Here is a 14,991-nt window from a genome sequence, read left to right on the forward strand (position 1 = left end):
TTATTTCCAAGGAGTAATCATTTATGAACCAGCTAGACGGCATCAAAAAATTCACCACCGTGGTTGCAGACAGCGGCGATATCGAGTCGATTCGCCACTATCAGCCGGAGGATGCGACCACCAACCCGTCGCTGCTGCTCAAAGCGGCCGGGCTTGCCCATTTTAATCATCTGATTGATGACGCCATTGCCTATGGTAAACAGCGCGGGAAAACGCAGGAGCAGCAGGTCGCCGAAGCCAGCGACAAGCTGGCGGTGAATTTTGGTGCGGAAATTCTTAAAAGCATCCCGGGACGCGTCTCGACCGAAGTCGACGCCCGTCTCTCGTTCGATAAAGAAAAGAGCATTAATAAAGCTCGCCGCCTGGTAGAGCTCTACCAGGAGCAGGGGATCGATAAATCACGCATTCTGATCAAGCTCGCCTCTACCTGGGAAGGCATCCGCGCGGCAGAGGTACTGGAAAAAGAGGGCATCCACTGCAACCTGACGCTGCTGTTCTCGTTTGCCCAGGCGCGCGCCTGCGCTGAAGCGGGCGTGTTCCTCGTCTCGCCGTTTGTCGGGCGCATCTACGACTGGTATCAGGCGAAACAGCCGATGGATCCGTACGTGGTGGATGAGGATCCGGGCGTGAAATCGGTCCGTAATATCTACGACTACTACAAACAGCACCGCTACGAAACCATCGTGATGGGGGCCAGCTTCCGCCGTACCGAGCAGATCCTCGCCCTGGCAGGCTGCGACCGTCTGACCATCTCCCCTAACCTGCTCCAGGAACTACAGGACAAAGAAGAAACGGTGATCCGCAAGCTGGTGCCGACCTCCACCGTTCTGCCAAAACCGAAAACCATGACCGAAGCGGAGTTCCGCTGGGAGCACAACCAGGACGCCATGGCCGTGGAAAAACTGGCGGAAGGTATCCGCCTGTTCGCCGTCGACCAGCGCAAACTTGAAGACCTTCTCGCCGCCAAACTTTAACCTTGCCACGGAGTGAACTATGTCCCGTAAAGAGCTAGCCAATGCCATTCGCGCCCTCAGCATGGATGCCGTGCAGAAAGCCAATTCCGGCCACCCCGGCGCGCCGATGGGCATGGCTGATATTGCCGAAGTGCTGTGGAACGATTTTCTGAAGCACAACCCGAATGACCCCACCTGGTACGATCGCGACCGCTTTATTCTCTCCAACGGTCACGCCTCAATGCTGCTCTACAGCCTGCTGCATCTTTCCGGCTACGATCTGCCGCTCGAGGAGCTGAAAAACTTCCGCCAGCTGCACTCCAAAACGCCGGGTCACCCGGAGATTGGCTATACGCCCGGGGTGGAAACCACCACCGGGCCGCTCGGTCAGGGGCTGGCCAATGCGGTTGGGCTGGCGATTGCCGAACGCACGCTGGCGGCGCAGTTTAACCAGCCGGACCACGAGATTGTCGACCACTACACCTACGTGTTTATGGGCGACGGCTGCCTGATGGAGGGGATCTCCCACGAGGTCTGCTCCCTGGCGGGCACGCTGGGGCTTGGCAAGCTGATCGGCTTCTACGATCACAACGGCATCTCCATCGACGGGGAGACCGAAGGCTGGTTTACCGACGACACGGCAAAACGCTTCGAAGCCTACCACTGGCACGTGGTGCATGAGATCGACGGTCACGACCCTGAGGCGGTGAAAAAAGCGATTCAGGAAGCGCAGAGCGTGAAGGACAAACCGTCCCTGATTATCTGCCGCACGGTGATCGGCTTCGGCTCGCCGAACAAGGCGGGCAAAGAAGAGGCGCACGGCGCGGCGCTGGGTGACGAGGAAGTGGCGCTGACCCGGCAGAAGCTGGGCTGGAAATACCCGCCGTTTGAGATCCCGAAAGAGATCTACAGAGCCTGGGATGCCCGTGAAGACGGTGAGAAAGCCCAGCACGCCTGGAACGATAAATTTGCCGCCTACAAAAAAGCGCATCCGGAGCTGGCGGCCGAGTTTTCCCGCCGCATGAGCGGCGGTCTGCCGGAAGACTGGGACGATAAAACCCAGGCGCTGATTGAAAACCTGCAGTCCAACCCGGCGAAAATCGCCACCCGTAAGGCGTCGCAAAATACCCTGAACGCAATCGGCCCTCTTCTGCCCGAACTGCTCGGCGGCTCGGCGGACCTGGCGCCAAGCAACCTGACGATCTGGTCCGGCTCGAAATCGCTCAAAGAGGACATTGCCGGGAACTATATCCACTACGGCGTGCGCGAGTTCGGGATGACCGCCATTGCCAACGGTATCGCCCATCACGGCGGGTTTGTGCCGTACACCGCCACCTTCCTGATGTTCGTCGAGTACGCCCGTAACGCGGCGCGCATGGCGGCCTTAATGAAGGCGCGGCAGATTATGGTCTATACCCACGACTCCATCGGGCTGGGGGAAGACGGGCCTACGCACCAGGCGGTTGAACAGCTGGCGAGCCTGCGCCTGACGCCCAACTTCAGCACCTGGCGTCCATGCGATCAGGTCGAAGCGGCGGTGGGCTGGAAGCTGGCGGTGGAACGCCACAATGGCCCAACGGCATTAATTCTGTCCCGCCAGAACCTGGCGCAGATTGAGCGTACCCCGGAGCAGGTGAAAAACATCGCCCGCGGCGGCTACATCCTGAAAGACAGCGGCGGCAAGCCGGACGTGATCCTCATTGCGACCGGCTCCGAGGTGGAAATCACGGTGAAAGCAGCGGAGAAACTGACCGCCGAAGGTCACGCCGTGCGCGTGGTGTCCCTGCCCTCAACGGATATTTTTGACGCCCAGGACGAGGCGTACCGGGAATCGGTCCTGCCATCGAGCGTCGCGGCGCGCGTAGCGGTGGAAGCCGGTATTGCCGACTACTGGTACAAGTATGTCGGGCTCAAAGGGGCGATTGTCGGCATGCGGGGCTACGGTGAGTCCGCCCCTGCCGATAAGCTGTTCCCGTATTTCGGCTTTACCGTTGAGAACGTGGTGGAGAAGGCGCTGAGCGTGCTGTAGTGCTTTTGCCGGGTGGCGGCTACGCCTTACCCGGCCTACAAAACCGCCAAACCGTAGGCCGGGTAAGCGACAGCGCCACCCGGCAAAACTACCGCGTGATCCACAGCGTGGGCCAGGCATCTGGCCCGTTCCAGTTATCGCAGCTGGGCTCCTCGGCGTAGCGCACCAGGCGGAAACGCTGGCCGTCAAAACGCCAGCGCGTCTGGATCCCGCAATCGCCCATACCGCGGCCCAGCGCGAGCGTGGTCAGCTCGCGCGTCTTCTCATCGAAGCTGGCGTTCATCAACTCCATTTCACTGCCGTCGCTTGACGGCGTAAACGGCAGACGCAGCCTGACGCTGCGTGCGGAGAAGGGTTTCTTTCGTGATACCAGCCACGCCAGATCGACCGTGTTATAGGCCCCCGCCTCGCAGCTGACGATCAGCAGCGCTTTGTCATCGGTTAACGCGGTGACGCGCACTTCCCGGCGGTTAAGATCCAGTGAGCACTGGCTGCTGTTCATCCGCCCGGTACCATAGTCCAGCAGGTCGTTCAGTTCGGCGTGGGAGAGTGGTGTCGGGGTCGGATTGACGACCGTCACCTTTTTTAAAGCGGGTGCAGGCGGAACGCTTAACGGCGGATCGTCACCTTTCTTGATCCACGCGGTTTCGTTGCCGACGCGCTTTTGCTGCGCATCAATGAACAGCAGCGCGGCTTTCAGACCGCTCAGTGAAATAACCTGCTTACCGCCGCGCAGGGTCAGGGCCTTCCCTTCCTGGATGTTTTTCAGAAAGGCGGTGATGGTGGCCGCATCGTCCGTTTTCAGATGCCAGGGCGTGAACTGCCAGCGCTGTTTGTCCAGCGTCAGAGGAACGTTATCCAGCAGCAATCGGGGGGCAATCTCTGGCTCTTTGACCGAGGGCGTATCAAAACCGCCGAGATCGATACGCAGCGTGGCATCCGTTTTCGCCCCGGCGCTTCGGGTGAGCGTCATGACCAGGCCATGGTGTTCACCCGTGTTGCGCGCCAGGCAAAAGTTCTGGTTATTGCAGGTCACCTGCCAGTCAGAGAAGGCTTGCTGGGCAGGTGCAGCCCGCACCTGCGGCGCGAGGAGCACACAAAACAGGTAAAACAAAAAGACGCTGTAGCGCATGAATGACACAATCCCGGAACGAAAACGCTTAACTGGGCAGTATCTTCGTGTTCCCGCCGGGGTTGCTCAATCGGATTTGTCAGATATACCCGAAAAACAGGCTATATCCGTTCGAAAGTGGTATTCATCAGCCCGGTAGTCTGTAAATACTGCAGTAATATCACCGCTTTACCATCCCTGATTTCGCCTGAACGCACCATCTCCAGCGCCCGGGGAAAAGGAAGCTCCAGCACTTCGATATCTTCATCCTCTACGCCACCGCCCCGGTGAGTGCGCTGCGCGTCGCTATATTCCGCAATGAAGAAATGGACGATTTCCGTCACGCCGCCGGGCGACATAAACAGCTCGAAGACCTTTTTGACCTCGCCCACTTCGAAGCCGGTTTCCTCGACGGCCTCTTTGCGGATACAAACTTCCGGCTCATCATCATCGAGCAGGCCCGCGCAGGTTTCAATCAGACGTCCGTCGAGGTTGCCATTGACCCATGTCGCCACCCTGAACTGACGGATCAGCACCACGCTCTGCTTTTCACGGTTATAGAGCAGAATAGTTGCTCCGTTGCCGCGGTCGTAAACCTCGCGTTTGTGGCGGATCACTTCACCGTTATTACGTGTAAGATCATAGGTGATGTTACGCAGGACAAAGTAGTTTTCAGAGAGAATTTTGTCTTTGATAACGTCAATTTTCAGGGTCATACGGGCTCCACAACATAATGAGTCGTCCTATATTACGCCGTGAATCCCGCTTTGTCGCCCGCCGGTTCAATGATGTTTTGGTGCATTAACCCCAAGCCAGTCGAGTATCCCTTGCGCCGCATGCCGCCCTTCCGCCATTGCGGTCACCACCAGATCCGCGCCGCGTACCGCATCGCCCCCGGCGAAGATCTGGGGGTTGGTCGTCTGGTAACGGTAACGGCTCTCGACGGAGGCAACGATCCGCCCCCAGTCATCCGTTTCGACACCCTGCGCCTGCAGCCACGGCATCGCGTGCGGGTTAAAACCAAACGCCATGATGACCGCATCCGCGGCCATCACAAACTCGCTGCCCGCCACCGGAACGGGCCGACGCCGCCCCTGCGCATCCGGCTCACCGAGCTCGGTACGCAGCATCCGGATACCGTTGACCTTTCCGTTCGGATCCAGCGTCAGCTCAACCGGCTGGACGTTAAATTCAAACGCCGCCCCCTCTTCTCTGGCGTTCTTCACCTCTTTCTTCGAGCCCGGCATATTGGCCTCATCCCGACGATAGGCGCAGGTGACGTTCGTCGCGCCGTGGCGTAACGCAGTGCGGACGCAGTCCATCGCGGTATCGCCCCCGCCCAGCACCACCACGTTTAAACCCTGGGTGTCGATGAACGGTTCGCTGGCCGTCGCCTCCAGTCCCATAACATGCCGGGTGTTGCCCACCAGGAAAGGCAGCGCGTCATAGACCCCCGGCGCGTCTTCATGCGGTATGCCTGCCTTCATCGAACGGTAGGTTCCCACGCCAATAAACAGGGCGTCGTAATCATTCTGTAACTGCGACATCGACACGTCCTGGCCCACCTCGCAGTTCAGCTCGAAGCGGATCCCCATCGCAGTAAATATCTCTCTGCGCCGTGCGAGCAGCGATTTGTCCAGCTTGAATGCCGGGATGCCAAAGGTCAGCAATCCGCCAATTTCCGGATGCCGGTCATAGACCGTCACGCTCACGCCGCTGCGCACCAGCACGTCGGCGCACGCCAGCCCGGCGGGCCCCGCACCGACGATCGCGACACGTTTACCTGACGGCGTGACGGCGGACATATCCGGCCGCCAGCCCATCGCCAGCGCCCGATCGGAGATATAGCGCTCGATGTTACCGATGGTCACGGATCCCGCCTCTTCACGTATTGTGCAGGCACCTTCGCATAATCGGTCCTGCGGACAGACGCGGCCGGTAATTTCAGGTAAACAGTTGGTCTGATGTGAAAGCTCGACCGCGCCGGTAATATCCCCCGCGTTGAGGCGCTCAATCCACTGTGGGATGTGGTTATGCAGCGGGCAGGTCCATTCGCAAATGCTGTGCTCGCCGCATTTCAGGCAGCGCGACGCCTCGCGGACGGCCTGCTCGGCCCGAAACGGCAGGTAAATTTCGTTAAAATGGCTCACGCGCTCTGCGGCAGCGAGTTTATCGGGCTCGCCGCGCGGCACCGTCGCCTGCATCTGCTGCAGTTTGGTGCGCGGAGCATCTTCTCTAACGACCTCAGCATGCCTGGGCTGCGCCTCCAGGCAGGCCGTGCGCTGTCGGCGCGATTTCGCCAGAGTATCAAGGACAGCAGGCGTCGCCAGTGAGAGGACATCTGCCGGGCAATTTTCGATACAGGCCGGGCCGTGTGGCCGCGTCAGACAGAGATCGCATTTGTTCGCCGAGGCCTTCACGCCGCCACTGTCGAGCGGGGTGACGATAATCTCCATCGTACCAAACGGGCAGGCCACCACGCAGGCCTTACAGCCAATGCATTTTTGTTGATTCACCTGTACGCTGTCATCGCATTTACTGATGGCGCCGTTCGGGCAGCTTTGCGCACAGGGCGCATTTTCACAGTGATGACAGGTGACGAGGCGTCGCTTGTCACCGGATTTCAGGACCGTAATACGGGGATGAAAATGGCGCTCGCTCAGGACGTGCTGCTCATCGTTGTGCGCCATCACGCAGGCCACTTCGCAGGCGCGACACCCGATGCACTGCTGGCTGTTAGCCATAATAAAACGATTCATAACCACACCTGTTTTTGGTTCAATAACCTTATTCTTTGTATGAATATGGTATTTACGCATCACGGCGCGATCGGGCAATGTTCAAATGCCCGGAATGCCGAATTATTTACAGTGAACCTGTGGCAGATCAATTTTATTCAGAGAGCCGTTCTGTGACCGTTAAACGACCCGTTTCCGGAAGCCTTGCCTGGGCTTTCTTTTCGATCATTGTCTTATCCGTGCTGACCAGCACCGTCGCGCTGCTGACGCTTGCCAGCAGCCAGCGTGACGCCGAAGCTATTAATATCGCGGGCTCACTGCGCATGCAGAGCTATCGCCTGGGCTACGAGATGCAGCGCAACAGCCCTTCCCTTGCGGCGCATCGCGACAGCTGGCAACAGACGCTGAGCGCGCCTGCACTGCAGAAGCTGAACCGCTGGTACGTCCCGGACAATGTAAAAGCGCGCTACCAGCAGCTGCACGTGGCCTGGCTGGAGATGGATGCACACATCGCCCGCGGCGACAGCGCGTGGTATCAAACCCACATTGAGGATTTTGTTGGCCGCATTGATGCCTTTGTGCTCGCCCTTCAGCACTACACCGAACATAAAATTCAGACGGTGACCCTGCTCTCTCTGGCGGGCGCTCTCGGGATCCTGCTGCTGACGCTGTTTACCCTGCGACGCATCCATCGCCAGGTGGTGCTGCCGCTGAACAATCTGGTGGCGGCCAGCGAACGGGTTGAGCGCGGGGAATTTGCAACCCCGGCGCCGGATACCGCCCTGCCGAACGAGCTGGGCCAACTCTCCCGCGCCTTCAACCACATGTCCGCCGAGCTCGCTACGCTCTACCGTTCGCTCGAAGCTTCGGTCTCGGAAAAGACGCGGCATTTGCATGAAGCCCACCAGCAGCTCGACATGCTGTTCAAGTGCTCTCAGGCGCTGAATACCGGCCAGATAGACAGCCACTGCTTCCGGCATATCCTGCAGATTGTTCATGACTATACGCAGATGAATTATCTCGAACTGCGCACCAGCGACGGCTGGCGGCTGTGTGAAGGGACAGAGACACATGGCGCTCCTCTGCAAAACCTGCCGGTACTGATGCAGGACACCCTTTACGGCGAGCTGCGCTGGCAAAGCGAGACGGACAGCGTCCCCCTTCCGCTGATGAGAAGCGTGGCGACCATGCTCGGGCGCGGGCTGTACTTTAACCAGGCGCAAAAACATTACCAGCAGTTGCTGCTGATGGAAGAGCGCGCCACCATCGCTCGCGAGCTGCATGATTCTCTGGCGCAGGTGCTGTCCTATCTGCGCATTCAGCTGGCGCTGCTCAAACGCGCCGTGCCCCAGGACAATACTCCGGCGCAGACCATCATCTCCGACTTCTCCCGCGAGCTGAACAATGCCTGGCAGCAGCTTCGCGAGCTGCTCACCACCTTCCGCCTGACGCTGAACCACGCGAATTTACCCGCGGCGCTGCAGGAGTCGCTCGACGGCCTGCAGAGCCAGACGCAGGCGAAGCTGCATCTAGATTGCCGCCTCTCCTCGCTGGCGCTGGACGCGCAAAAGCAGGTGCATCTGTTGCAGATCGTGCGTGAGGCCGTGTTGAACGCCATTAAGCACGCGCAGGCCAGCGAGATCACCGTAAGCTGCGTGACCGCAGCGGACGGTACGCACAGCGTCAGCATTCGTGACAACGGCATCGGGATCGGCGAAGCCAGCGAGCCGCCGGGACATTACGGCCTGAACATTATGCGCGAACGCGCGCAACGGCTCGGAGGAATGCTGCACTTCTCGCAGCCGCAAAATGGCGGCACGCTGGTCAGCGTAACGTTCCCGGTACCCGCGCCGTTAACGGGTAAATAACGGTAAAGAGGGAAGCGCATTGAAAAGCGCATGATAATTTACATTATCTCCTTTATTTCTCCACGTTTGACCTGGCCCTTACCGCTAAAGTTATGCGGGCAATAAACAATAATGACGTGCAGCAAAACGAGGTCACACTTTCATGGCGAATTTTTTCATCGATCGCCCCATTTTTGCCTGGGTGCTTGCCATCCTGTTGTGTCTGACGGGTGTCCTGGCGATTACTTCACTTCCTGTTGAGCAATACCCCGATCTGGCACCGCCTAACGTGCGCGTCACCGCAAACTACCCCGGCGCTTCCGCGCAAACGCTGGAAAACACCGTGACGCAGGTTATTGAGCAGAACATGACGGGTCTCGATAACCTGATGTACATGTCCTCGCAAAGTAGCGCCACGGGTCAGGCGACGGTGACCCTGAGCTTTAAGGCGGGCACCGACCCGAACGAAGCAGTGCAGCAGGTACAAAACCAGCTGCAGTCGGCCATGCGCAAGCTGCCCCAGGCGGTGCAGAATCAGGGCGTGACCGTGCGTAAAACCGGTGATACCAACATTTTGACCATCGCGTTTGTCTCGACAGATGGCTCGATGGATAAGCAGGACATTGCAGACTACGTGGCGAGTAATATTCAGGATCCACTCAGCCGTATTAACGGCGTGGGGGATATCGACGCCTACGGTTCACAGTATTCCATGCGCATCTGGCTCGACCCTAACAAGCTGAACAGCGTGCAGATGACGGCCAAAGACGTCACCGACGCTATCGAATCACAGAACGCCCAGATTGCCGTGGGCCAGCTCGGCGGTACCCCGTCCGTTGATAATCAGGCCCTGAACGCCACCATCAACTCGCAGTCCCTGCTTCAGACGCCCGAGCAGTTCAGAAATATTACCCTGAGGGTAAATCAGGACGGGTCGGAAGTGCGTCTGGGCGACGTCGCCACGGTGGAAATGGGTGCGGAGAAATACGACTACCTGAGCCGCTTCAACGGTAATCAGGCCTCCGGCCTGGGGATTAAGCTTGCCTCCGGCGCGAACGAAATGGCCACGGCCAAACTGGTGCTGGACCGTCTGGACGAGCTTTCACAGTATTTCCCGCACGGGCTGGAGTACAAAGTCGCCTACGAAACCACCTCCTTCGTTAAAGCGTCGATTGAGGACGTGGTGAAGACCCTGCTGGAAGCCATCGCACTGGTGTTCCTGGTTATGTACCTGTTCCTGCAAAACTTCCGCGCGACGCTGATCCCCACCATTGCCGTTCCGGTGGTGCTGCTGGGGACCTTTGCGGTGCTTTACGCGTTCGGGTACAGCATCAACACCCTGACGATGTTCGCGATGGTGCTGGCGATTGGCCTGCTGGTGGATGATGCCATCGTGGTGGTTGAAAACGTCGAGCGCATCATGAGCGAGGAAGGGCTATCACCGCGCGAGGCCACGCGAAAATCGATGGGGCAAATTCAGGGCGCGCTGGTCGGCATCGCGATGGTGCTCTCGGCGGTGTTTATTCCGATGGCCTTCTTTGGCGGCACCACCGGCGCGATTTACCGTCAGTTTTCGATTACCATCGTCTCTGCGATGGTGCTTTCGGTGCTGGTGGCGCTGATCCTGACGCCGGCTCTTTGCGCCACTCTTCTTAAACCCTTACACAAGGGCGAGCATCACGGTCAGAAAGGCTTTTTTGGCTGGTTCAACCGCATGTTCAACCGCAACGCCGCGCGCTACGAGGCGGGCGTGGGCAAGATCCTGCACCGCAGCGTGCGCTGGATGGTGGTCTACGTTCTGCTGCTGGGCGGCATGGTGTTCCTGTTCCTGCGTCTGCCGACCTCCTTCCTGCCGCTGGAGGATCGCGGCATGTTTATTACCTCCGTTCAGCTGCCGAGCGGCTCAACGCAGCAGCAGACGCTGAAGGTGGTGCAAAAGGTTGAGGACTATTTCCATACTAAAGAGAAAGATAACGTTGTATCGGTCTTCTCCACCGTCGGCTCTGGCCCGGGCGGTAACGGGCAGAACGTGGCGCGTATGTTCGTGCGCCTGAAGGACTGGGACCAGCGCGACAGCGAGACAGGCTCCTCGTTTGCCATTATCGAGCGCGCGACTAAAGCCTTCAGCCACATTAAAGAGGCTCGGGTGTTTGCCAGCAGCCCTCCGGCCATCAGCGGCCTCGGCAGTTCGGCAGGGTTTGATATGGAGCTGCAGGATCACGCGGGCGCGGGCCACGACGCGCTCATGGCCGCCCGAGACAAGCTGCTCGATCTGGCAGGTAAAGATCCCCAGCTGACCCGCGTTCGCCACAACGGCCTGGACGACAGCCCGCAGCTGCAGGTGGATATCGATCAGCGTAAGGCGCAGGCGCTTGGCGTCTCCATCGATGATATTAACGACACGCTGCAAACCGCGTGGGGCTCCAGCTACGTGAACGACTTTATGGATCGCGGCCGCGTTAAGAAAGTGTACGTTCAGTCCGCCGCCAAATACCGCATGCTGCCGGACGATATCAACCGCTGGTACGTACGTAACAACGCGGGCGGCATGGTGCCGTTCTCCGCCTTTGCCACCTCGCGCTGGGAAAGCGGATCGCCGCGCCTGGAACGCTATAACGGCTATTCCGCGCTGGAAATTGTGGGTGAAGCCGCACCGGGCGTCAGTACCGGTACGGCAATGGATATCATGGAAAAACTGGTGCAGGAGCTACCGACCGGTTTTGGCCTGGAGTGGACGGCGATGTCTTACCAGGAGCGCCTCTCCGGCGCGCAGGCGCCTGCCCTGTACGCGCTGTCGTTGCTGGTGGTGTTCCTGTGTCTCGCCGCGCTGTATGAAAGCTGGTCGGTGCCGTTCTCGGTGATGCTGGTGGTTCCGCTGGGCGTGATCGGCGCGCTGCTGGCGACCTGGATGCGCGGCCTGGAGAACGATGTTTACTTCCAGGTGGGTCTGCTCACCGTGATTGGCCTGTCGGCGAAAAACGCCATTCTGATCGTTGAATTTGCCAACGAGATGAATGCTAAAGGCCATGAGCTGATGGCCGCCACGCTGCACGCCTGCCGTCAGCGTTTACGTCCCATCCTGATGACGTCGCTGGCGTTTGTCTTTGGCGTACTGCCGATGGCAACCAGTACGGGTGCAGGCTCCAGCAGCCAGCATGCCGTCGGGACAGGGGTTATGGGCGGCATGATTTCGGCCACCATTCTGGCCATTTACTTCGTGCCGCTGTTCTTTGTGCTGGTGCGTCGCCGCTTCCCGTTAAAGGAACGCGCTGAGTAAGTGATTGAAATAAAAAAAGGCGGCTTTATCGGCCGCCTTTTTATTGTGTGATTAATTCACACTATGGTTATTTTACTTATTTTAGTGCTCTTGCAATTCTTACTGAATGTCATTTACGAAGCATGCCTTCGATAAAATCTTTCCAGTTCCCCAGTTCACGTTCAATCATAACAACCTCTCTTATTATTATGCGCATTCTACAAAAACGGACGATCATTGTGAAGACTATTTAACCAATTGCTGTGATTGTACCCCACGTCCTCTGGGGATTTATGATAAATATGAACGGAGAGGCCTCAATTTTTTGTGACGGCTAGCAATATTTTGAAATAACCCTACGGACGGGTGAGTTTTATTTTACCCGCTGAGTTTATTCGAAATTTAAACCTTATGGACATCTATGCTTAAAGGGTGAAAGAATATTCAGCGTACAGATGTGAGTTGAATTAAGAGGAAGTGTAAATCCAGACGATTCCTGAATGTGTTATATTCCACTTAAGGATATATCTTCGAATTTACTGAACATTTAATCACCATAAGAACAAAAGGATTCACCATGGTTGTGATGTACGGCATTAAAAATTGCGACACCATCAAAAAAGCCCGCCGCTGGCTGGAAGCAAACGGCGTGGAGTATCGCTTCCACGATTACCGTGCCGACGGGCTTGATGCAGACTTTCTGCATAACGCGTTCGGCGAACTGGGGTGGGAAGCCCTGCTGAACACCCGCGGCACCACCTGGCGTAAACTCGACGAATCTCTGCGTGCCAGCATCAACAACGCCGACAGCGCGGCAAAACTGATGCTCGATATGCCGGCAATTATCAAACGCCCATTGCTCTGCGCGCCTGGGCAGCCTATGCTGCTGGGTTTCAGTGAAACCCTTTATTCCGACTTTTTTCGTTGAGGTGTAGTTTATGTCATGCCCGGTCATTGAGCTGACTCAGCAGCTTATTCGCCGTCCTTCCCTTAGCCCGGACGACGCAGGTTGTCAGGCATTAATGATTGAGCGCCTGCGCGCCATGGGTTTTACCGTGGAACGCATGGATTTTGGCGATACCCAGAACTTCTGGGCGTGGCGCGGCCAGGGTGAAACGCTGGCCTTTGCCGGGCATACTGACGTCGTTCCCGCTGGTGACGCGGATCGCTGGATTAACCCGCCGTTTGAACCGACCATTCGCGATGGCATGCTGTTTGGTCGCGGCGCGGCAGACATGAAAGGCTCTCTGGCGGCGATGGTCGTGGCGGCAGAGCGCTTTGTGGCTCAACATCCGAACCACAAAAACCGTCTGGCGTTTTTGGTAACCTCCGACGAAGAAGCCAGCGCCCATAACGGTACCGTGAAGGTCGTTGAAGCGCTGATGGCGCGTAACGAGCGTCTCGACTACTGCCTGGTCGGGGAGCCATCCAGTACCGAAGTGGTGGGCGATGTCGTCAAAAACGGGCGCCGCGGCTCGCTGACCTGTAACCTGACCATTCACGGCGTTCAGGGGCACGTTGCTTACCCGCATCTGGCCGATAACCCGGTCCATCGCGCTGCGCCAATGCTGAGCGAGCTGGTGGGGATCGAATGGGATAAAGGCAACGAATTCTTCCCGCCAACCAGTATGCAGATTGCGAACGTCAAGGCCGGGACCGGCAGCAACAACGTCATCCCGGGCGATTACTTCGTCCAGTTTAACTTCCGCTTCAGCACTGAACTGACCGATGAGATGATCAAGGCGCGCATTGTCGCCCTGCTGGAAAAATATCAGCTGCGCTACACCGTGGAGTGGTGGCTTTCCGGCCAGCCGTTCCTGACGCAGCGCGGTAAACTGGTGGATGCGGTGGTGAACGCCATCGAGCACTATAATGAAATTAAGCCACAGCTGCTGACAACGGGTGGCACCTCAGACGGACGCTTTATCGCCCGTATGGGTGCCCAGGTTGTCGAACTGGGTCCAGTGAACGCAACCATTCATAAAATCAATGAGTGTGTCAATGCGGCAGATTTGCAACTGCTGGCCCGTATGTATCAACGTATTATGGAGCAACTCGTCGCCTGACGAACGCTCTGAGAGGAATAGCGAATGGACTGGCTTTCAAAGTACTGGTGGATTCTGGTGTTAGTTTTTCTGGTTGGCGTATTGCTTAACGTGATTAAAGATCTTAAGCGCGTTGACCATAAAAAATTTCTCGCTAACAAACCGGATCTTCCCCCGCACCGTGATTTTAACGACAAGTGGGACGATGACGACGACTGGCCGAATAAGGACCAGAAGAAGTAATCGTTTAGTTTCCCCTCTCCCCGGGAGAGGGGGAATCCTCACATAAACTCTACAATATCATCGTTATCTGGCTTACCGCCGCTGAGCGCTTCATCAAAGTAGTGCTTCGGTACGGTATAGCGCAAACGATCGAGCGCGAACTGCATGCTACGGTCGTCAATCGCGTGGCCCAGCCCGTCAACGATATCCAGCGTCACGTCTCCACCTTCGCGAATCAGCGCTTCCTGGGCGGCAACCGCATGCGAGAGCTCAATCACCCGGTCTTCACCACCGTGGATCAGGTGGATCGTGGTCTGCGTGGTCGCGCTTGTCGGTAACGTCGCAAAACGGCCGTTAAACGCGATGACGCGTGAAACCAGACCCGGCTGCGCTTTAACGCTTTCCAGCGACATGATTGACCCCTGCGAGAAGCCAATCAATGCGGTTGCGTCGGCACCCACGCCGCTCTGCTGCTGCCAGTAGCGGACGATATCGATAAAGGTGGGCATGATGGCGTCGATGCGAGCCTGACGATTCTCTTCCGTCACGCCCTGAACAGAGAACCATTGCCGACCGTTTGGACCACATGGCTCGACGCCACCGATGCTGACAATCAAGGCCTCCGGAAATACAGGCGCAAACCAGCTGCCAATCTGACCCATATTGACGGCATTATCGCCAACGCCATGAAACAGAAGCAGTAACTGTTTAGCCGGTTTGTCTGGGCTTTGAACAACAAAATGGTCGTGTTTCATGGTGGTCTCCTTAATAGATGACCTGGATTCTACGC

Annotated in this window: 12 protein-coding genes; 7 read left to right on the forward strand and 5 right to left on the reverse strand. The window is 57.7% G+C overall.

What is annotated here, in order from left to right:
* Positions 1-23: 23 nt before the first annotated feature.
* Together tal and tkt are read left to right on the forward strand one after the other, a co-directional pair.
* On the forward strand, positions 24-974 hold the full coding sequence (tal, locus tag V1566_RS19535) for a transaldolase (protein ID WP_395304377.1): 951 nt from the start codon (positions 24-26) through the stop codon (positions 972-974).
* 19 nt (positions 975-993) lie between these two features.
* Positions 994-2,982 carry a transketolase gene (gene tkt / locus V1566_RS19540; protein WP_395304378.1) on the forward strand — a complete coding sequence of 663 codons (1,989 nt, stop codon included), beginning with the start codon at positions 994-996 and terminating at the stop codon, positions 2,980-2,982.
* 88 nt (positions 2,983-3,070) lie between these two features.
* Here the strand turns inward: tkt and V1566_RS19545 are convergent, their stop codons facing one another.
* From V1566_RS19545 to aegA, 3 genes are all read right to left on the reverse strand, one after another.
* Entirely contained in the window at positions 3,071-4,114 is a 1,044-nt protein-coding gene (locus tag V1566_RS19545; RefSeq protein ID WP_395304379.1) for a DUF1176 domain-containing protein, read from the reverse strand.
* A 101-nt stretch (positions 4,115-4,215) separates the two neighbouring features.
* Positions 4,216-4,809 (reverse strand): GDP-mannose pyrophosphatase NudK, encoded by a 594-nt coding sequence (gene nudK / locus V1566_RS19550; protein ID WP_395304380.1) that lies wholly within the window; start codon positions 4,807-4,809, stop codon positions 4,216-4,218.
* 66 nt (positions 4,810-4,875) lie between these two features.
* Positions 4,876-6,852: a formate-dependent uric acid utilization protein AegA gene (aegA, locus tag V1566_RS19555; RefSeq protein ID WP_395304381.1), complete on the reverse strand. Its 1,977-nt coding sequence runs from the start codon at positions 6,850-6,852 to the stop codon at positions 4,876-4,878.
* A 152-nt stretch (positions 6,853-7,004) separates the two neighbouring features.
* On the opposite strand from aegA, the gene narQ reads away from it, so the two are divergent.
* Both narQ and acrD read left to right on the forward strand, forming a co-directional pair.
* Entirely contained in the window at positions 7,005-8,699 is a 1,695-nt protein-coding gene (narQ, locus tag V1566_RS19560; RefSeq protein ID WP_395304382.1) for a nitrate/nitrite two-component system sensor histidine kinase NarQ, read from the forward strand.
* A 142-nt stretch (positions 8,700-8,841) separates the two neighbouring features.
* Positions 8,842-11,955: a multidrug efflux RND transporter permease AcrD gene (gene acrD, locus V1566_RS19565; protein ID WP_395304383.1), complete on the forward strand. Its 3,114-nt coding sequence runs from the start codon at positions 8,842-8,844 to the stop codon at positions 11,953-11,955.
* Positions 11,956-12,064: 109 nt separating this feature from the next.
* Here acrD and ypfM read toward each other — a convergent pair whose 3' ends face one another.
* Positions 12,065-12,124, reverse strand: a complete 60-nt coding sequence (gene ypfM / locus V1566_RS19570; RefSeq protein WP_015572204.1) for a protein YpfM — start codon at positions 12,122-12,124, stop codon at positions 12,065-12,067.
* 387 nt (positions 12,125-12,511) lie between these two features.
* Between ypfM and V1566_RS19575 the strand changes: the two genes are divergently transcribed.
* The 3 genes from V1566_RS19575 to V1566_RS19585 are packed head-to-tail and all read left to right on the forward strand — an operon-like array spanning position 12,512 to position 14,222.
* A complete protein-coding gene (locus V1566_RS19575) occupies positions 12,512-12,862 on the forward strand; it encodes an ArsC family reductase (protein ID WP_395304384.1) in 351 nt (116 codons plus the stop codon).
* Positions 12,863-12,872: 10 nt separating this feature from the next.
* A complete protein-coding gene (gene dapE / locus V1566_RS19580) occupies positions 12,873-14,000 on the forward strand; it encodes a succinyl-diaminopimelate desuccinylase (protein ID WP_395304385.1) in 1,128 nt (375 codons plus the stop codon).
* 24 nt (positions 14,001-14,024) lie between these two features.
* Positions 14,025-14,222: a hypothetical protein gene (locus V1566_RS19585; protein ID WP_023308751.1), complete on the forward strand. Its 198-nt coding sequence runs from the start codon at positions 14,025-14,027 to the stop codon at positions 14,220-14,222.
* A gap of 38 nt (positions 14,223-14,260) precedes the next feature.
* Here V1566_RS19585 and ypfH read toward each other — a convergent pair whose 3' ends face one another.
* A complete protein-coding gene (gene ypfH, locus V1566_RS19590) occupies positions 14,261-14,956 on the reverse strand; it encodes an esterase (RefSeq protein ID WP_395304386.1) in 696 nt (231 codons plus the stop codon).
* Positions 14,957-14,991: the final 35 nt, after the last annotated feature.

The organism is Enterobacter sp. ECC-019, from assembly GCF_043974075.1.
In the GTDB taxonomy this organism is placed as follows: domain Bacteria; phylum Pseudomonadota; class Gammaproteobacteria; order Enterobacterales; family Enterobacteriaceae; genus Enterobacter; species Enterobacter asburiae_D.